Source organism: Simkania negevensis Z (assembly GCF_000237205.1).
In the GTDB taxonomy this organism is placed as follows: Bacteria; Chlamydiota; Chlamydiia; order Chlamydiales; family Simkaniaceae; genus Simkania; species Simkania negevensis.
Map to the genome: position 1 here is coordinate 1,372,841 of NC_015713.1, position 19,502 is coordinate 1,392,342.

Below are 19,502 nucleotides of genomic sequence, written 5' to 3' on the forward strand. Positions count from 1 at the left end.
TCACGAATTGTTGAGCGTTTTTTTTATAAAAGCCACCAGGTGCCAAGAGAGAGATAGATGAGTGTGGTGAGAACATCGGCAAACATGAGAACAACTGGGCCGGCAGCAACGCGAGGGTCCCATTTACGAGCATGCAGGATAAGAGGAATCGTTGAACCAATACTCGCAGTGATCACAACGGAAACCATGATCCCAAAGGTGATCGTAAGCGCAGGCATGATACCATCTCCCCAAAAGAGAGAGACTGCCCCTACAATGATCCCTGATGAAACTGCTAGGATCGAAACAGTTTGCCATTCTCGCAGGAGTGATTGAAAAAGGTAACGGATATGGTGCGTAGGTCGTTTCAGTAACTGCATGCTTTGAGTCATTGACTGCATCGAAATCGACTCTGAAAGAGTGAGAACGAGGGGAATGAACATGGCAAGCAAGAGGACTTTCGCAAGGACAATTTCAAAAACGCGTGAAATGACGGCGCAAGCAAACCCTCCAAACATGTTACAAAAAATCCACGGCATACGACTCCGGTAGCCACTCCAGACACTAGCACGCTTCCCTTCTTCTACAACCATACCAATCATTTGAAAGATATCATTGCGACGGCGAGCATTAGCCACATCAACTTTTTCATCAAGGTAATGCCCGACATGAATCACTCCAAGAAGGTGTTTGTTCTCATCAACTACAGGGAGGGCAAGAAGACGGTGCGACTCTAAAAACTCCATAGCTTCTTGCAAAGTCTGCTCGCTGCCCAAAGTCACAAGTGTCGTATCCATGACATTTGAAATGAGAGTATCTGGTTCGGAAAGAAGAAGCTTACGAGTAGGAACAACCCCAACAAGTTTTCTCTCTTCATCCACAACATAGATGTAAATGATCTCTTCATCAATGTGTTTTTCCCGCAAGAAGCCTAGAGCTTCTTCAATTGTCTGCTCGACATGCACAGTCGTCCGAACGGGTGTGATGAAATCGCGAAGAGGTTTGTTATAGTTTGTATCCATGAGTTTATCTTACCGCTTTCGCCGTAAATGTCAATTGGTTAAAATGACGGATATGAGTCACGATACTTCATGGAAACAAGTCGGAAAATGGTATGACCAAATTGTCTCAGATGAGGGACATTACTACCATCAAGAGGTCATCTTCCCAAAACTGCAAACCTGGTTAAAATTGCAGAAAGATGATGCTATCCTCGACATGGGGTGTGGTCAAGGAGTTCTCGCCCGCCAGCTGAAAAAGGGGATCGTCTATTATGGCCTCGATCTTGCCCCTTCACTGATAGGGCAAGCTCAGAAACGTTCCAAAGAACATCAATTTTTCGTAAGGGACGTCACAAAGCCGCTCGATCTTGATCGAACTAACTTTTCCTATGCACTTTTCATCTTATCGCTCCAAAATATGAAAGACCCGGGTCAGGCAATCGCTCAAGCCACAACCCATCTTAAAAAGGGTGGCAAGCTCATTTTAGTGCTGAACCACCCCTGTTTTCGGATTCCTCGGCAGTCCCATTGGGAAATCGACCCTGAAAAAAAGTTGCAGTCTCGTAAAGTGGATCGTTACATGAGTCCCATGGAAATTCCCATCACAATGCATCCTGGTGAAAAAAAAGAGGAGGTCAGAACCTACTCTTACCACTTTCCCCTATCTGATCTTTGCCATTTTTTAACTGAAGCCGGACTAGTGATTACCCGTTTGGATGAGTGGTGCTCCAACAAAGAGAGCACAGGTAAATGGGCGAAGATGGAAAACAGAGCTCGGAAAGAATTTCCCCTTTTTCTTGCGCTTGAGGCGACGAAGTCGTAAAATGAAAAAAAATAGGTTTGAAAATCGATGTGTGGAATTTACGGATATATACGACCGAAAGAACTAAAAGATGGTATCGACCCTGTTGATGTGTGCCTAGAAGGGCTCTCGTTACTCGAATATCGGGGCTACGATTCAGCTGGGATCGCGGGGATTATCGATGGCAAAATCAAGAGCTGCAAACGGGCTGGCAAAGTCCACTCTCTTAAAACGGCAGTCGAACAGGAAAAGCTCCGCCTTGATACGGCCATTGCCCATACCCGTTGGGCAACCCATGGAATTCCCAACCAAGAAAATGCTCATCCCCACTTCGATCAAAAAGAAACCCTTGCAGTCGTCCACAATGGAATCATTGAAAATCACTCATCTATCAGGGAAAAGCTAGAGGCTAAAGGAGTGGTGTTCCAATCAGACACCGATTCTGAAGTGATTGCCCAGCTGGTCTCTTACTTGTACAAAGGAAATTTACGCATTGCGGTCCAAGCCGCACTTAAACAGCTTCATGGTTCTCTCGCCATCGCGATCATCCATGTCGACCATCCGAATCAAATTGTGGCCGCCTCAAGAGAAAGCCCACTCGTCATAGGCATCGACCGAGAAAAGGGAGAGGCCTATCTTTCCTCTGATGCTAATTCTCTTGTTGGAAAATCGCTTGAGGTCATCTATTTAAAAAATGATGAGATAGCGATTCTCGATCATAGTCATGTTGAAGTCTTCAATGGAGCTGGGAAAAAAGTGGCTAAAAAAATGGAAAAAATTGGAATTGAGTCAAGCCAAGTCACAAAAAACGGCTTTGAGCATTTCATGCTTAAAGAAATTTTTGAGCAACCTCAAACCATCCAACAAGCCATGTACGGCCGAACACAAGAAGAGTTTGGAACAGCCGTCTTTGAAGAGCTCAATTTAGACCCGAAAGAACTCCAGTCGATTGACCGTGTCCTTATTTTAGGATGCGGTACCTCATGGCACGCCGGTTGTATTGCAGCATCTCTCTTAGAAAATATAGCCCGAATTCCAACAGAAGTAGAGATCGCCTCCGAATTCCGCTACACCAACCCGATCATTTCTGAAGGAACACTTGTCATCGCTATTAGCCAATCAGGTGAAACCGCTGACACCGTAGCAGCTGTTCGCGAAGCTAAAGCTAAAGGAGCAAAAGTCATTGGGATTTGCAATGTCAACCACTCGACCATTGCCCGAGAATCAGATAGTTGTATCTTTCTTAACGCAGGAATAGAAGTGAGCGTTTGCTCAACCAAAGCATTCACTAGTCAACTCACAGTTCTCGCCCTTTTCACCTTGTTTATGGCACGGATCCGTCACCTTGATAAAGAAGAGGGTCAAAACTTCTTGAAGGAACTGCGCCATTTACCAACAAAGGTCACGCAAGTCTTATCACAGGCCGATGTGATCGAACGGTTCGCAGAAAAATATGCCTCCTTTGAGCAGTTTTTCTTCCTTGGACGTCGTTACATGTTTCCCACAAGTTTAGAAGCCGCGCTGAAATTAAAAGAAATCAGCTACCTCAATGCCTGTGGCTACCCTGCTGGAGAGATGAAACATGGTCCACTTGCATTAGTCAGTCCAAAACTGGCTGTGATTGGCATGTGTGGTAACATGCAGACAATAGACAAGATCCTGAGCAACTTAATGGAAGTGAAAGCACGTGGCGGACAAATTTTGGCATTTGCTCCTAAAGGGATCAAAGAACTTGAAAAGATCACTTCAGATATCTTGTATTTGCCAAAAGTCAGTGACTTCCTAGCTTCGATCCCCTACTCCGTTGCAGGGCAATTGTTTGCTTACTGCATTGCAAAGCGGCGGGGAACAGAAATTGACCAACCCAGAAACTTAGCAAAGTCGGTAACTGTGGAATGATTCTCTTCGATGTCTTGACATTCGTAGGGGTCATCGGCTGTTTACTTTTCTTCGGTTTGTTTAAAAACCGCTCTGTTCAATCCGAATCAAGCTATCTTTTTGCCGAGAGAAAGTGCAATGTGTGGCAACTCACTTGCACCCTTGTTATGACCGAGATGAACACTTCTACCCTCTTCTCATTTGCAGGGCTCGGTTATTTAGCTGGCATCCGCGCCCTCTCACTTCCTCTAGTCTTTTTCATTGGCCTCATTTTCTATGCGCTCACCGTCGCCAAAAAATGGAAAAACCTCGATGCTTACTCAGTTGTTGAACTTTTTCGCAAACGTTACGGAGAAACGCTCGCAAAGCTCTCATCACTCGCGCTCATCACTGCCATGATCGGCTTCACCGCCACTTACGTCAAATCTCTTTCTCTCTTGTTTCATCCTCTTTTTCCCAATTTTTCTCCCTGGGTAATCAGTTTGATCCTAATCGGGATCACTCTCATGATGACCCTACGTGGAGGTCTTGTTGCCATTATTCGGACCGATATTTTAAGCTTTTTGCTGATGTGCCTTATCATCCCCACAATCTTATTTGTCAGCTATCGTGCCGCACCAAAGACCTCTCTTGTTTTTCCTGAAGCTGCACAAATTCTCCCGACACGCTTTGTCGTTTCGCTCATTTTCCTCACGATGTTCACCTATATCTTGGCCCCCTGGTATGGGCAAAAGATTTTCTCCGCTCGTTCACCAAAAGTTGCTCGCACCTCAGTAGGTCTTGCAGCGATTCTTGTCTTTCTCTTTTATGGAGCAGGGGTCATTGCAACAGCTTATCTCAAAGGGGCAGGAATCTCATTAAACTCACCTGATGAAGGGATTCCCCTCATTGTACAATCACTTCTCCCAACAGGGATGAAAGGGCTTGCCTTCACAACCCTTTTTGCCATCTGTGCAACCACCTTATCAGGTGTTTGGAGTGCTATGAGCGCCATGGTGATTGCAGATTTTTGGAAATGTCGACCTGAAGGAAATTACAAACGAGGACTTATGCTCACATTAGCTTTTGCGTTGATCTCTTACCTTTTAGGAAACACACTTGTCGACCGGATTTTGGCCAAACTGATCTTAGCCAACATTCCCGTTGCAGCCCTTGCCTTCGCACTCCTTGCAGGATTCTATTCGAAAAAAGTCTCTCCTTTTGGAGCATTTTTAAGCATCATTGTCGGGTTAGGGTGGGGTATTGGCTGCTATCTCCACTTTGGAGAAGCCGGTCTCTACACATGGTATTGGGCCATATATGGTCTCCCTCTCACTTTCTTATCAGGCATCATCGGGTCTTATTTAAAACCTCTTCCAACCTTTCAGAGAAACACCCGATAATCAATATTAAAAAATGCAGCAAAGCGCTTGGCTATGACCTTTCCAATAGAACGTTTCCCATTTTCCATCTCGCTAATATGATGTTGGCTCATTTCCAAAGCTATTGCTAGTTCATTTTGAGTTAATCTCTCTTTATGCCTACAGCCTCTAAGCATTTGACCCGGCTCAGAATGTTTCTTCAATTCTGATTTTGCAGCTTCTCTCCAAGCTACGTTTTTCCTAGAAGACTGCTTGTTTTTAAGATTAGGTTTTTTCCTAATAGGGCGCTTTTTCGTGCGTGCCGACATAATAGATCTCTACAATTTTCTTTGATTTATCAATAACTCTCCAACATACCACATAAGTTGGACGTCCAGACTTAATATGGCAATGAAAACTATTAGACGGAACAGTTCGACTTTTCCGCAAAACACCAAAGTTGCTCCATTTATTTCTCATGGGCCCTAAGATCTCGATCTCTTTTGCTAATAAATCAAACTGAGTCTGAATCTTTATTGGCAGTTTCTTTCTCTGTTTAACTGTTTAACTGTGTTATGCGTGAGTTCAACAAGCCATGCCATGTTGGAAACCATCTAATCGCTTTCAAATTTAAAAAATACCAAAAATTGGTATTTTTATCTAGACAAACTTTTGACTCCTGGAAATATCGGCTAGTTAGCTTTTCTGAATAAATGCAAGTAGACTTTTAGACACGCATGGGCTTCCATATTGTTCTCTTATCTTTTGACTTGGACGTGTCATCTTATGGAAAATTTCATCAACTCCTGCTTCATGAGCCCATAAAGAGTTGCCTGCTATCAATAGTCAAACGACTTGCACTTTTCTGTTCTTAAGCTTCCTGCCAACGACTCAGAAATTTTTCATTCAAGGGTTGAATAAATTTCTGCAATTGCTGATCATTTTGAACATGAAAAGCTTTTTAGTCCTACTTAGTTGTCTCCTCTCTCAAGCCTTATTTGCTAAAGAACTCCCACCTTTAATTGACTTCCACCGCGCACTACCGACTTGGGATGCAACGCCTCATCAACGAACATTGAGTCATCCGGAAAATCTAGCTTTCAATACAGCTCCTGAAATCGGGGCTTTCATAGAATACCTTGTGAAAGAATTTGGAATTGAAATCGTTGTCGAGACGGGTACTTATAGGGGCTTTACAACAGCTTTCTTCTCAACGATTAGCAAAGAGGTGCACACGATTGAGGTCGTTGAAGAAATCTATGAAGAAACGAAAGGAGCATTAAAAGGTCGCTCAAATATCACCTTTCACCTTGGAAGCTCCGATCTTGTCTTAAAAGACTTGCTTCCCTCTCTTAAATCAAAACCGGTTCTTTTTTACCTAGATGCTCACTGGTATGACAAGTGGCCTCTTCGTCAAGAACTCGAAGAAATCAGTAAGACACATAAAGATCATTGTGTGATTGTGATCGACGACTTTAAAGTTCCTGGCCGTAAGGATATTCCCTATGATAAGTACAAAAAAAATGAATGTTCTATCGATTACATCTATGAAAATCTGCAAAAAGTCTTTTCAGACTATGCTATTCATTTCGTCATTCCGAAAAACTATACAAGTCGGGCTAAGTTCATAGCCTATCCTAAAAAATGGGTTACAACCACTCATCAATGAGATTTGCAACAAGCCCTGTCCAGCCTGTTTGATGGGAAGCACCAAGGCCACGTCCATTGTCTCCATGGAAATGCTCATAAAAAAGGATGTGATCTGAGAAATTTGGGTCGTTTTGCAGCCTTTCATAAGAATTATAAATTGGCCTTTTCCCTTCTTCTCCTTTGCGAAAAAGACTGATGAGTCCTTTCGCATAATAAGCGGCCATCTCTCGAAAAGTGACCGGCTCTTCTCCTTTAACTTGGATTTTGACGCTGTCACCTAGGTAAGTGTTGAGTTTTGAAAGGGATTCAATAAAGAGAAAGTTAGTAGGGAACCATATGGGTCCCCTCCAGTTCGAGTTGCCACCGTAAATATTTGATTCTGATTCCCCCGGCTGGTAATTGATGCTTGCGCCCCGCATTTCATAAGGATTTTTTTCGTAATGTTTGGAGAGGCTACGCAACCCATACGAGGAGCGAAATTCTTCAGGATCCCATGCTCTTTGAAGAACGCGTTGAAGCTTTTCTTGATTCATGAGGGTCAGCAGATATTTCGTCCCCTTCCCGTCTTCGAGCGGAGTGACACAATGACAGCAGATGTCGGGGCGATTGCTCGTAAACCAACGAAAGTTTTCAGCAAACTCTTTGTGCCTTTCTAAATCTTCAGCTGTGATGCAATCCACAGCAAAAAGGGGAATGAGTCCAACCATCGAACGGACTTTAATCCGCTCGTGCCCTACGCCACCAAAACTGATAACATCATAGAAAAAACCATCTTCTTCATCCCAATTTTGGATGTCCCGATTTTCAGCGCTGACAAGAGCATTAGAAATATAAACATAATGCTCGAAGAATTTCAGGGCCATTCCTTCATAGACAGGGTCATCGACAGCAAGTTCAAGGGACATACGCATCAAACAAAGGCAAAAAAGACCCATCCATCCCGTTCCATCTGACTGTTCAAGCTTCCCTCCCCCAGGAACCTTGCTTCGGTCGATAACGGTGATGTTATCCAGCCCCAAAAAGCCCCCCTCGAAAACATTGTTTCCTTTAGCATCAACTTTGTTCACCCACCAGACAAAGTTCAAGATGAGTTTATGAAAGCACTTTTTCAAAAAGTCAATGTCCCGCTTTCCTGTTTTTTTTTGTTCCATTTGAAACAGGCGAAGTGCTGCCCACCCTTGAACGGGAGGGTTGAGATCAGAAAATTCCCATTCATATGCAGGAACTTGTCCATTAGGATGTTGAAATTGGTCAAAAAGGAGGTACCACAATTGCTCTTTTGCAAACTGCATATCGATAAGTGCAAGTGATACCGAGTGAAAAGCCAAGTCCCACGCAGCAAACCACGGGTACTCCCACTTATCAGGCATCGAAAGAATCCGTTTTGAAATCAGGTGCTTCCAATGAGTATTGCGAATAGTTTGACGTGATTCAGGTGGAGGATTTGCAGGGTTATCTCCTTTCAGCCACAAATTGACGTCATACAGATAGATCTGTTTGTTCCACAGCATCCCTGAAAGTGCTCTCCGTTGAATCAACTTATCTTCTTCTGAGATCCCTTTTGGATGGATCTTTTCAAAGAATTCATCAGCTTGCCTTTTTTTCTTATCAATCATTTCTTGGACCCCCGCTAGAGGATGGTCAAGAGCTGCATCAGAAAAGCGAAGATAAATCACCTCTTTTCCTTTCGGAGCAATCTTCAGGTCTCGGAAATAAAAACAAGCCTTTGTCCCTTTCTTTTCGGGATTGACTTTGTCTCTCTCCCCTAAAATAACAAAGCGGTGAAAAGCATCTTTGACATATGGGGTGGGATTTTTCTCTCCATAGATTTCGCTTCTGTTTGTTTCGTTTTCGGTGAAAAGAACCTCGGCTCTTTGATCTGCATAAAAATACCTCTTCCCAAGATAGTAATCGAAATTAAGGCGTGTGGGGGGCACAGTTCCCGAATCATCTGTGACAATGCAAACGGCATCATTAGGCTGAGGCCCCATTTCCATGAGGGGCTTTGGTAAGGGTGTCTCTGCCCAAGACCAAGTGTTACGAAACATGAGCTGCGGAAGTAAATGTAGGCTTTCTTCTTGAGAGCTATGGTTGAAAACTTCGATTTTTACGCAGATATCATCTCGGCTGAACTTTGCGTATTCGATGGTGATGTCAAAATAGCGCCCCGAGTCAAAAATCCCTGTATCGAGAAGCTCGTACTCTCTTTCCATCAGAGAGCGGCTCCGATTTTCCACTGCAAGATTTTCATAAGGATACTCTTCACAGGGGTACCGGTAGAGGTATTTCATGTAGGAATGAGAAGGAACGCAGTCTAGGTGATAGTAGTACTCTTTGACGTCTTCTCCATGATTTGCCCGATGCGTCCCCAGCCCATAGAGACGTTCTTTCAGTATCGGATCATTCCCATTCCAAAAACAGTGTGTGAGAACCATGGTTTGATACCGATCGCAAATCCCGGCAATTCCATCTTCTCCCCATCGATAGGCTCGAGAAGCGGCCATTTTGTAAGTGAAGTGGTCCCAGGCATTTCCATCTTTACTATAGTCTTCCCGAACTGTCCCCCATGACCTTTCTGAAACATAGGGACCCCATTTGCTCCACGGGGCCACATCTCCTCCTGTTTGGAGGAGGCGCATCTCTTCTTCGGTCAATTCGTCTAATTTCTTCATAGGCATCACCTCCCTTCTATTTAAAATCTTCTTTTGAAAACTTCAACAGCATAAAAATCCAAATTTTAAATTTATATAAATAACTAATAATTACCGTTTTAATTTTTATTGTTATCGATTTTATTTATTTTTATTGTTATAATATCAAGCAAAAGGTTTTTTATTTCGGTATTATTATGTCATTCATGAATAAAGTTGGAAGCTTCTTTAAAGCGACTCCTGTTATTGGACATGCTCACACTGCCTATACAGGCGTTAAAGAAGCTACAAAACTCACTCAAATGGACACCCCTCTCATCAGCGAGCTCGATGGAGCCCTCGATACTTTGGGAGAGGCCTTCAAACGAGGCGATCACTATGAAATCAGAAACGAAGCTGCCAACGTTCTTTCCCTACTAAAAAAACTTTTTGAAAACCCAAATGAAAATTTTAAAAGCACTTACGTTTCGCTAGACAATTTCATGAGCCGCGTTGCAGGTCCAATCTCAAATTTAGCCACCCTACTTGAGATCTACATCCGGCCGGGGGTAGGAACAAAACAACCCGAAATTCATCGACTCGAGCAAGCATTAACTCCTGTGAAAGCTCTTATCAATGGCGAAGTGGAGTACCAAAAGGGACTGGTTGCACGTGCAACCGATACCTTATGGGCTCAGTCTCGACGAAATGTCGAAAAAATCGCTCGTGAGTTTACAGGTTCTTCATCTGCAGTCGAGCCAGAAATCAAAAAACATCCCCTCATGCAACTCAGTGAGCTCATCGGAACTTATCTGACTCATGGGAGTGACTATTTAGAAGTTAGCAAAGAAAACCACTTGGCAGCAGCCCTGCGTCACCTCGACCAACGCTCGACAGCTTTCAAAGGGATCGAAAAGTATATTTATGAGAAAGTCGGAGAAGGAAAATTGCATACCAATCTTCCAGAGCTGATTTCTCATATCTCAGAATTTATCAATACAAACGGTAGTGATGACATTTATCAGTTTGTTTATCACAAAGCTTTAGAAAGCAATCTTGTGGGAAGATGGTCCAAAACCGACAAACCTGCGCAGCAAATCGAATGGGCCAAAAACCACGTAAAAGAGCTCGGAATGGCTGGCCACCAAAAACTTTGGGTGGGAGCTGCCGAATTCGATGAAATTGAAGATCTGCGCGCCCTTGAAACGAGCATGACAACGGCTGTGACAAACCCCACAGAGCTCAGTCGCAGCATTGATTTGGCTCTTCGTTTCTTCCAAAACGATCCAGGAAGACTGGGTAAAGAGGCTCTAGAAAATATCTCTCGTGTCACAGCAGGTTGGCTGTCGACCGTCTATGAATGGATGAGCGAAGACTTAGAATCTTCGGAGCTTCGCGACCTTGAGATGCGCCTCAACCGCATGAAACAACAAATCAACCGTGGCAACCACTATGAAGCTCTAAAAGAGCTCAAAGAAGAAATCCAAAAGAGTCCTCTCGCGAAAAAAATGCATGAGGGACAAGATTCTGTTTCCCCGATCAATACGCTGCAAGAACTCAAAGATAAACAAGAAAAGATCTTAAGCCCAAAAAAGCAAACAGAAATGAGCGAGTGGGAGCAGGCAATGGCAGTCGAAAAAGAGCGCCTCGTCGACCAAGTAGGCTATCTTTCGACCTTTAAAACCATTTACAATGTCTTAGGCGTCCCCGCACAGAGCACCGATCCACTTGTCTTTCAAAAGCAAAGCGATGCAGCCTATGCGCGTATCATGAATGCTGTCGCTGCCGCACCTGAAACAGAGCAAAAAAATGTGTTTGTCTCAAAAATGAAAGAAGAAATTGAGGCCCGTGAAGACATTAGCTTCTTTAGAAAGTGGACTGCTAAGCTAACAACATGGGTCATTATGATTTCGGTCCGTTTTTTCACCAAGCACTTCGCAGGATCGTTTATCGACTACCTCACAAAGACTATCTCCCTCCCGACAAAGCAACCTTTGAGTACAATTCACCTTAGCCCAGTGGAACGGATCAATGACTGTTTCATTGCTCAGAAAAAAGCCATGACACGCTGGGCAGAAGACCAGCGAGGGGAAGAGTTTGGCCCTCTCAGTCGAAGAAAAGCATTAGAAATTGCCATGCGCTCACCTGACCTTAATGGTGGATATACACATGATGAACTTGTTGCAAAAACAACAAACTGCGCCATCGATCAATTTTTATCGATTGATGGTCTCCTTTCGAATTACTGCTTCTCAGCAAACCGCTCACTAGAAGATTGGACAAACCAAACCGAATCAGCTGTTGGAAAAGGAGTTCGCACCCTTACAATACTCGTTCCTCAGATCGTTGTGAGTGCAGGTTACCTCATAGGAAAAACCGTCGAATGGGCCGGATCAAAATTCCTCCAGATGGCTGGAAAGCTCTTCATGACAAAACTCAATATCTCCAATATGATTCTCGAATCGATGAAAGACTCTCTATATCGCCAATCACAATACACAAATGCGATCGATGAAGTCCTACTCGACCAACTCCTTGAAGTTGAAAAACTTCTCGAGCAAGGAGGAGGTCAAGCCATCGAACATGAAGGCGAAGAAGCGAAAAAGCTTTTCAAAGAAGCCGTCGCGAATGCTGTCCGCGTAATCGATCTCAACCGCAACCTGACCTCTGAATCGCTTGCAAAAGCCCAAAACCCTAGAGATAACGCTCTAAGTGAAGCGACAGATGCAGTGAAAGAACTTGCTGATGAACAACTGCGCAATGCCATCGTGCAGCTGCTCATCATCGTTTACCAATCTGTTTTGACTGAAGATCAAATGAACGAAATGATCTTGAAAATCTTCAAAAAGACCAATGACAGCATGTTTCCACAAACTGTGATTCAGATGTATTACTCGCAAGATGAAAAAGATAAGCTCGCGAAAAAACTTGGTCACAAGCCAACTGATGCAGATCTCAAAGAAAAATTTGCTTCTGAGCATGGAAAAAAAGCATCTGCTGTTACCGATGCTGAAATCCAAGCTCAAATGAAAATTCGGTTCAACAAAACTGAGCAGTCGCTTCGTGAAACAACTTTCCGGATCATCAAAAAGAGCGTACATCAAGTTGTTCAAGACGAAGGAAAAAACGCCCTGATGACAGCAAGCCAATCAGTCATCAACTACATCGATTTTATGGACCGCCACCTCTTTGAAAGTAATGGATCTCGCTCGACTAATTTTTTCAATAAAATAGAAGACGCGCTCACCCGATTTGAAAAAGTAACAGACAAGAAAACCCAAGATGAAATCCTCGAATCGATCAATAAAATGACTGTTGAGTTCCTGCGAGAGTATGAAAAAAGGCAACATCTCATCGATGACAAAGTGAACGGTAAGACACAAACGACAGCACACGTCAGACGGATCAATGAAATTTCCAATACAGTGATCATGCCTCACCTCGTTTCATTTCAAGGAGGGTTGCGTAAGTTTCTCAAACAAAAAAATGTGGGATCTTTGGGATACGTGCGTCAAGAGCTTGAGAAGTTTCATGAAGGTGTATACAAGCACCAAGCAGAGCTTGAGCAAATCAAACAAGAAGAAATCCGCCTTCAGTCATCGGGCGATACTCTCTCTGAAAAAGCTCGCATGTGGGGAAGCAAACTGATCCGCCACGGCGCCCCAGTAGCTCTCGACCAAGTTGAGCTCTACGCCAACCAAAGACTCAACCAAATCGCCGACGGTGCATTCCACCTCTATAAGGATCCAAATACCTTTGAGTCCTTCCTGCGCCATGTGGTGATGCTGAACTTTGTCGAAAGCCAAGGCTATCGCAAAGGGATCAAAGCTTAACCAATTTGGTCGAATGCTCTCTTTTTCAAATGGAGTAAAAGCTATAAGGTAATGCTTAAAGGGCCTCGATAATGGATCGCTGAGCCCTCAATACGCCCTACAGATTCTTTCTCATCGAACCAAACGAATGGATGCCCATAAATGCCTTGGCGTAGTGTGTATAAAAGTTTAAGTCGTTCTAAGGGAACTAAGTGCCCATTAAGAGTGAGAATCTCTCTTTTTTTCTCATCGATAAGCATGGTGTCAGGGCTCGCTTGAATATCTGCAATTGTCGCAAAAACCTGCATGATGAAATCCATGTCTTTTTTGATTTCTTCTTGTGTTTGAAGACCTGAATCAGCTTGATGAAAGTCTGGGATCCCTAAAATGAATGCTCCAAAATAAGCTTTTGAGTCTTTACCTAAAGGCTGCACTCGAATCTGTTGATTAGGTAATTGTTCTAACAAATAGACTGATGACGACGTATAAGAATCGAGATCATTTGCTCCACTTTTAGAAACCTCTATCTTGAGTTGCTTTGAGGTCTCGCCAGTTGAAAGGGTCACAGTCCGAGTTGCTGTGCCTCCCATCATTCCTCGACCACAGGATTCTTTCTGCAAGCTAAGAGAAAGGGTTCCCGCAGAACTCTTCTTGATCTGCCAATTAAAATAGCTATCCTCAGAGGCAACAACAGGACTCCACATCGGACCTAAAATCCAACACGTTTCTCCATTTGTTGCATCCCTTGAAACCAGCTGAAGCCCTTTTTCTCCTTCAATTTTTTTATGAATAACGCTCAGGAGGTTACAACAAGAGACATAATCAGATTGGACTCGTTGCACCATTCCTTCACTTAAAAATGCTCGAATTTGAGTCAATTTAAAAACTAAAAGTTCAAGATGCGCAGGTCCTGTTTGTAAGTGCTCTTTAAGTGTTGTAAGCTGAGGTCCATTCGTTTCAAAAATCCACTCACCTTTGAACCATGCATGTGCATCTTTTCGAATGCAGTGGTTAGGATTAACTAGCGTCAATTGACTTCGCTCTTCATTTTTGATGCTTACATAGGAATCACTAAACGAACAGTTACCTTCCGCATCAATCTTGATACACCAAGAGTTCCAACTCAACCCTTCTAAAACAAGACAGCCATCTTCTAGTTTAAGCCTCATTTTTTCCCCTCCATACCCTGTCATACAAGGAAGAGTCACCTCTTCATTTTTCCCTTCCAGCAAAGGGTACAAAAGGCGATAGATTTCTTGTCTGATTTGCTTTCTCTCTTCCCCATCAAAGACCCGGTAGCGTAAATAAGTTTTCAAAGACGCTAACTCTTCAGAGGTCAAAGGATCTTCCCCTTTTTTCCCAAGCCATATTTTCACACTCGATTCTACATTTTTGTCATCAATTTGGACTTTACCATCAGATTCCGTCACTTGATAATCCCCTGGAAAAACATGATGGAGAAGTTCACTTGAAGATGTAGGAGCAAAATTCTGTAACATTGTGGAAGACTGCAATTGAAGACAGCCTTCCCCTGTCTCTTCTCCTGATGTAACATGAATGGGCGGTTTTTGAGGCTCATGTGATATTTTCTTAGGACTTAAATAACGGGAAATTTCTGCCGCACAGCCTGTGAAAAAACCACTAGCCAAAAGACTGACCTCCCACGTCACTCCAAACCCTATTGAGAGGGCCAGGATAGGAAAAAAGGAGCCCATTGTATAAAAGATAAACTCTCTTGGTTGCGTCGTAAGTATGTGATCAAATTTTGGTCGCAACACCACAGCTGCGACTGGAGGGAGAATCATTCCACTTGCAACTCTAAAGGCTTGATAAGAGCAGAGAAAACCAACTTGGCTAACCACTTTATCTCTATTTTTTGTTTTTCAAAGAAAGATGATATACGAACTTCGAGATATACTCAACTTAAAATAAATCCCTCACATAAAAATAAATTAAACCAATATTTTCCTTTTAATCTTTATATTAATTTACTATTATTTATCGCGCATTAAATGGGATATTATGTCGGTTACATCTAATTTTGTAAAAAATTACTTTTCAAAAGAAACTGTTCAAAATTTTACTTTTACTTGCGGAGTCGGTCTCGTTGCGATCCCCCTTTTTTCGATTTCATTGAAAGAAGCAGCTCTCATAGGTGTTACTACAGGAACTTTAACAAGTGTTAAGCAAGCCCTCCAAGACAAAAATGGAAATGCCACCTATCAAACGTTGACTACAGTCTTTGTATTTGCTTTGACGTTTTTTACAGCCACAACTTTTATGCCAACTTTGAGCCGCTTTTTTTCAGTAAAATTAACCACCGAATCTATCCTAAAAGTTCTTTTATTGAACCTTTTGGGACATCTCTCCTCCCAGCAGCACCTTTCTCGAAATTCACCTGTTACACCAAGCAAGCAGACAAAAGTAACAGTAAAGGAAACTCCACATCTCACCCCTCTACTAGATGATAATGAGAAGCTTAGACGGTTGATCTTCCAATATTACAATATTCCCTATACTAAGTTCAAAAGAGCCTATCCCCCTGTAGGATGGGGTGATACAATGCGCTTAGACAACAACCCCAAATTAGAAAAAGAATTAGATAATGCTCTGCAAGCGTATGCCAAACAGCATCACATTGAGTTGCCTGCACAAACGACTCAATCTCTTTTTCATCGAGACCCTCATTCATCCCGAATTGCGACGATCTTTCCAGAATTGCAGGGAATTTCAAAGCAAGGAGTACATGGCTATGCAAATTCCTTTCAAGACGAAGAAATCTTGCAAGTCTATTCGGTGATCAGACAAGAAAACTTCAAAGACATTCCTGTTCGATATACTGCAAACAATAAGCCGATCATTATGCAACAAGCGACACGAGGTTGTACAGCTGCCGCCGCTGCAATGCTCATTTATGAGCAAACTAAGCAGTTCGATGAACACGAAGTCTTATTCAGAAATCTTGGAAATGATACTGACTTCGAACACGATTTTAAAAAGGCCAATGTGCCTTTCATAACGACAGAGTGCTTCTCTATAGAAGCGCTACAAAGTCAAATTAAAAAAAATGGTTCTGCAATCGCATCTGTAGACAGTTGTGGAGCACATGTGATCCTTGTAGATGAAATCACAGAAAAGTGTGTCCGTATTCGCGATCCCTATCATGGCTGGGAAATCGACATTAAACGCTCTGCTTTTGAAGCCTGCTGGTCAAAAGGAAATAGAATTTTTCAGGTCAATAGAAATCATTAGCTTAAAATCAGCCTTCTTCATTAGAATTTTTCAAATATTTGAAAACTCTCATGAAGTACCAAAAGCTCATTTTGATCATCTTGCTCTCCTGCTGCTCAGGTCCCTCTTACCTGTTCATAAAAGTGGGAGTAAAAACAATTCCGCCTATGACACTCGTCTTTTTTCGGGTCTTTATTGCTGCTTTAACTCTTTTCACTCTACTCAAACTCCAAAGAAAAAAGCTATGGTCTTATCGGAAACATGCCAAGCATTTTTTTGTCATGGGTTGTATCACTTGTGTCCTCCCCTTTTTTCTTATCATGACAAGTGAAAAAACCATTTCAAGTTCATTGGCAGGATTGCTTAATGGTTCTGTTCCCATCTTTGCAGGGGTACTAGCTCACTTTACTTTGCCAAATGATCGACTGAGTGTGCAAAAAACGATTGGAATTCTCCTGGGAATCATTGGACTTGCATTTGTGCTTGTTCCTAGTTTAGAACAAAGCTATAGAGATACACAAGGAACTCTCATGGTGATTTTGGCCTCAGTTGCCTATGGCGTTGGTATAGTCTATTCAAAAAAGTATCTTCAAGGGTTGCCTTCCCTTATCGCTTCAACATGGCAACTAATTATGGCCTCACTTGTCGCACTTCCACTTTGCTTCCTGTTAGAAAAGCCATTAATCGTTCCCCTTGTTGGTTTTGAAGCGATAGCTTCAGTACTCGGACTGGCATGGATTGGATCGGCACTAGCCTTCATTTTCTACTATCGACTGATTGAGGTGGCAGACCCCTCATATCTTTCTTATTCTACCCTTTTAGCTCCTCTCATTGCTTTAGCTCTTGGTGTTTGGATTTTAGGAGAACACTTGACCTGGAATGCTTACGTGGGTGGAGCTTTGATTTTATCAGGTCTTGGAATTACAACTCAGCCCATCAAACGGAAAAAAATTTATGAAATGGCTTGATCGGTTTCATCAATCAAAACTGCGCCCTTGGTTTGTGTGGGGGCTCGCTGCAATCTTAGGGCTTTATACCTTCATTCTCCAAGGTAGTCCCAGCGTCATGATCCCCCAGCTCATGAAGACTTATGGAATCGACGTTGTAAAAATTGGGGTTTTGACTTCGAGCTTTTTTTATACCTACATTGTGATGCAAATTCCCGCTGGAATGCTCGTCGATCTTTGGGGACCGCGCCGCGTTCTCAAGCTTGGTTTTCTCTTTTGCTCGATTGTTGTCGGCTGGTTCGCCTTTTCCCAAAACTATTGGGAAGGACAAACAGCGCGGATGCTCATGGGATTTTTCACCGCTCCGGCGATTGTCTCAGCTTTTTGTCTTGGTTTTCGTTGGTTTAAACCAGCTTTTTTCACTCTGATTGTCGCACTCACTGAATTTACCGCTCTTGCTGGTGGAGTCGTGGGAGAAGGAGGCATGGCTTTCAGTGTCGTTCAAATTGGCTGGAGGCAAACCATGACCCTCGTCGCAGTGGTTGGACTCGTTTTGACCTTTCTTTCTCTTTTTATCATCCACGACCATCCTGACCATGATCAACCTCTTCACAATGGAAAGTCTTTTAAAGACACTCTAAAAGAGACTGGAAAAAACCTCGCAGCAGTCCTTTCTGTTCGCCAAATCTGGATGAATGGGATTTATGGTGGATTGATCTTTGGTTTGTTTCAAGGATTTGCAGCGCTTTGGGGTGTGCCCTACTTTGCTACCCGTTACAATGTCACAGTTGACATTGCAGCTTATGTCGCTTCGATGTTTTTTGTCGGCGCCTGTTTTGGAACCCTTGCATTAGGTTGGATTTCAGTTCGGTACCCTAGAAGAAAACCGATCATGTTTACAGGGTCTTTAGTTTCTCTCGCCGCATTGCTGACCGCTTTATATGTTCCAGGAATCACTCTTCCAGCAATGTTTATCGTCATCCTTGTGCTAGGATTCTTTTCTAGCTCATATGCCCTTTGTTTTGCATTAGCTGGCAATTATGTGACAAAAAAGCGCAAAGGAGTTGCGATGGGGTTCACGAACATGCTGTGCATTATTTTTGGAGCTCCCGTCTTACAGCCACTCATCGGATACCTTTTAAAAATTCAAGGAAATGTCGTCGCTGGAAGTCGAGTCTATACAATTGATGATTACCAATACGCCTTGATTCCCCTACCGATCTGTTTGGTGCTCGCATTCCTGCTCGCCTTTTTCGTCCGTGAGAAGGAACCGGAAGAGGAGGACTGATTCCATCGGAACCTTCCCCTTTACGGCTTGAGCTTTCCCTTCCATAGCCCTCTGAAAAGAAAGAGGATCTGTTGCTAAAAATGCACCCCATTCCTCAGCCATAGGATGGGCAGCTGGATCCACAAAAATCACTTTTTTTCCTGCTAAAAGGCATTTAATTCCTAAAGTTGACCTGTGACAAACGACAACTCCAGCTTGCTTTATGGCAGCTAGGGAATCCTGCGAAAACGTTGCATTTGGAAAAAGATGATGCTCAAGGCTTCCATCAGATTTGGGGTGCGGACACATCACCAAATGGTAGCCTGAAAATTGACGCATTACAGTTGCAAAAAGCTCTAATGCTTCTGGATAATCGGTGTCATATCCTCCGATATACGCAATCACTTGGGAATCAGATTCACAGTCCTGGAGTGCTTCTATCACCTTTTCAACATCGGGATTTCCAACGGTGAGGGTTTTTTTCGCATACGACGAAGCCGCTCCTTTGTCTGAAGCTGTGAGGAAAAGGTCAACATGGGGCTCTATTTCTCGAATAAGTGAAGCATAAACGCTTCGATCGATGGGATTGAAGTTGTCATAATAAGCCACAATAGTGGCTGTCCCTTCAAAGGCTTTTGCAATTTGAAGCTGAATCGCCGAAGCGACTCCGATAATCACAACATCGGGAGAGTAAGCCCCAAGTAGCTCCGTATCAGGCAGAGGAGCGTAGCGATCCCAAGATCGATCGATTTGCTTAACAGTTAAAGTATCAGGGTAAAGTGTTTGAGCTGTTCCAAATGCCAAAACATCAACTGTTTCTCCATGAGCGATGAGATCTTCTATAACCGGCTTGAGCGCGTGGGTTTCCCCAGCATCAAATAAAACAAAAAGATGAGTTTTAGCAAAACTGCAAAGAGGAAAAAGAAGTAGAAGAAGGCATAAAAATTTTTTCATACCTCCAATGA

Annotated in this window: 13 protein-coding genes; 8 read left to right on the plus strand and 5 right to left on the minus strand. The window is 43.1% G+C overall.

Annotation, left to right across the window (positions count from 1 at the left end):
* Nucleotides 1-23 precede the first annotated feature (23 nt).
* Nucleotides 24-1,001, minus strand: coding sequence for a magnesium transporter (locus tag SNE_RS06925; protein ID WP_013943669.1), 978 nt, complete (start codon nucleotides 999-1,001; stop codon nucleotides 24-26).
* A 52-nt stretch (nucleotides 1,002-1,053) separates the two neighbouring features.
* On the opposite strand from SNE_RS06925, the gene SNE_RS06930 reads away from it, so the two are divergent.
* The 3 genes from SNE_RS06930 to SNE_RS06940 are packed head-to-tail and all read left to right on the plus strand — an operon-like array spanning nucleotide 1,054 to nucleotide 5,042.
* Nucleotides 1,054-1,803: a class I SAM-dependent methyltransferase gene (locus SNE_RS06930; protein WP_231919492.1), complete on the plus strand. Its 750-nt coding sequence runs from the start codon at nucleotides 1,054-1,056 to the stop codon at nucleotides 1,801-1,803.
* A gap of 27 nt (nucleotides 1,804-1,830) precedes the next feature.
* Entirely contained in the window at nucleotides 1,831-3,681 is a 1,851-nt protein-coding gene (glmS, locus tag SNE_RS06935; protein ID WP_013943671.1) for a glutamine--fructose-6-phosphate transaminase (isomerizing), read from the plus strand.
* Nucleotides 3,678-5,042 carry a sodium:solute symporter family protein gene (locus tag SNE_RS06940; RefSeq protein WP_013943672.1) on the plus strand — a complete coding sequence of 455 codons (1,365 nt, stop codon included), beginning with the start codon at nucleotides 3,678-3,680 and terminating at the stop codon, nucleotides 5,040-5,042. Before glmS ends, SNE_RS06940 begins: the two co-directional genes overlap by 4 nt.
* On the opposite strand, the gene SNE_RS06945 is transcribed toward SNE_RS06940, so the two are convergent.
* On the minus strand, nucleotides 5,024-5,329 hold the full coding sequence (locus SNE_RS06945; protein WP_013943673.1) for a helix-turn-helix transcriptional regulator: 306 nt from the start codon (nucleotides 5,327-5,329) through the stop codon (nucleotides 5,024-5,026). The two genes, SNE_RS06940 and SNE_RS06945, sit on opposite strands and share 19 nt — an antisense overlap.
* Before the next feature lie 620 nt (nucleotides 5,330-5,949).
* On the opposite strand from SNE_RS06945, the gene SNE_RS06950 reads away from it, so the two are divergent.
* Nucleotides 5,950-6,669, plus strand: a complete 720-nt coding sequence (locus tag SNE_RS06950; RefSeq protein ID WP_013943674.1) for a class I SAM-dependent methyltransferase — start codon at nucleotides 5,950-5,952, stop codon at nucleotides 6,667-6,669.
* Here the strand turns inward: SNE_RS06950 and SNE_RS06955 are convergent.
* Nucleotides 6,650-9,322 carry an MGH1-like glycoside hydrolase domain-containing protein gene (locus SNE_RS06955; protein WP_231919493.1) on the minus strand — a complete coding sequence of 891 codons (2,673 nt, stop codon included), beginning with the start codon at nucleotides 9,320-9,322 and terminating at the stop codon, nucleotides 6,650-6,652. The two genes, SNE_RS06950 and SNE_RS06955, sit on opposite strands and share 20 nt — an antisense overlap.
* Nucleotides 9,323-9,498: 176 nt before the next feature.
* Between SNE_RS06955 and SNE_RS06960 the strand changes: the two genes are divergently transcribed.
* Nucleotides 9,499-13,113, plus strand: coding sequence for a hypothetical protein (locus SNE_RS06960; RefSeq protein ID WP_041418902.1), 3,615 nt, complete (start codon nucleotides 9,499-9,501; stop codon nucleotides 13,111-13,113).
* A gap of 41 nt (nucleotides 13,114-13,154) precedes the next feature.
* Here the strand turns inward: SNE_RS06960 and SNE_RS06965 are convergent, their stop codons facing one another.
* Nucleotides 13,155-14,954, minus strand: a complete 1,800-nt coding sequence (locus SNE_RS06965; RefSeq protein WP_013943677.1) for a hypothetical protein — start codon at nucleotides 14,952-14,954, stop codon at nucleotides 13,155-13,157.
* Nucleotides 14,955-15,114: 160 nt separating this feature from the next.
* On the opposite strand from SNE_RS06965, the gene SNE_RS06970 reads away from it, so the two are divergent.
* From SNE_RS06970 to SNE_RS06980, 3 genes are read left to right on the plus strand one after another with little or no spacing between them, the layout of a single operon-like run.
* Nucleotides 15,115-16,344: a cysteine peptidase family C39 domain-containing protein gene (locus SNE_RS06970; RefSeq protein ID WP_013943678.1), complete on the plus strand. Its 1,230-nt coding sequence runs from the start codon at nucleotides 15,115-15,117 to the stop codon at nucleotides 16,342-16,344.
* A 50-nt stretch (nucleotides 16,345-16,394) separates the two neighbouring features.
* Entirely contained in the window at nucleotides 16,395-17,291 is an 897-nt protein-coding gene (locus SNE_RS06975) for a DMT family transporter (protein WP_041418905.1), read from the plus strand.
* Nucleotides 17,278-18,558, plus strand: coding sequence for an MFS transporter (locus tag SNE_RS06980; RefSeq protein ID WP_013943680.1), 1,281 nt, complete (start codon nucleotides 17,278-17,280; stop codon nucleotides 18,556-18,558). The genes SNE_RS06975 and SNE_RS06980 overlap by 14 nt, the downstream gene beginning before the upstream one ends.
* Here the strand turns inward: SNE_RS06980 and SNE_RS06985 are convergent.
* A complete protein-coding gene (locus tag SNE_RS06985; RefSeq protein ID WP_013943681.1) occupies nucleotides 18,484-19,491 on the minus strand; it encodes a hypothetical protein in 1,008 nt (335 codons plus the stop codon). The genes SNE_RS06980 and SNE_RS06985 overlap by 75 nt on opposite strands.
* Between the last annotated feature and the right edge of the window lie 11 nt (nucleotides 19,492-19,502).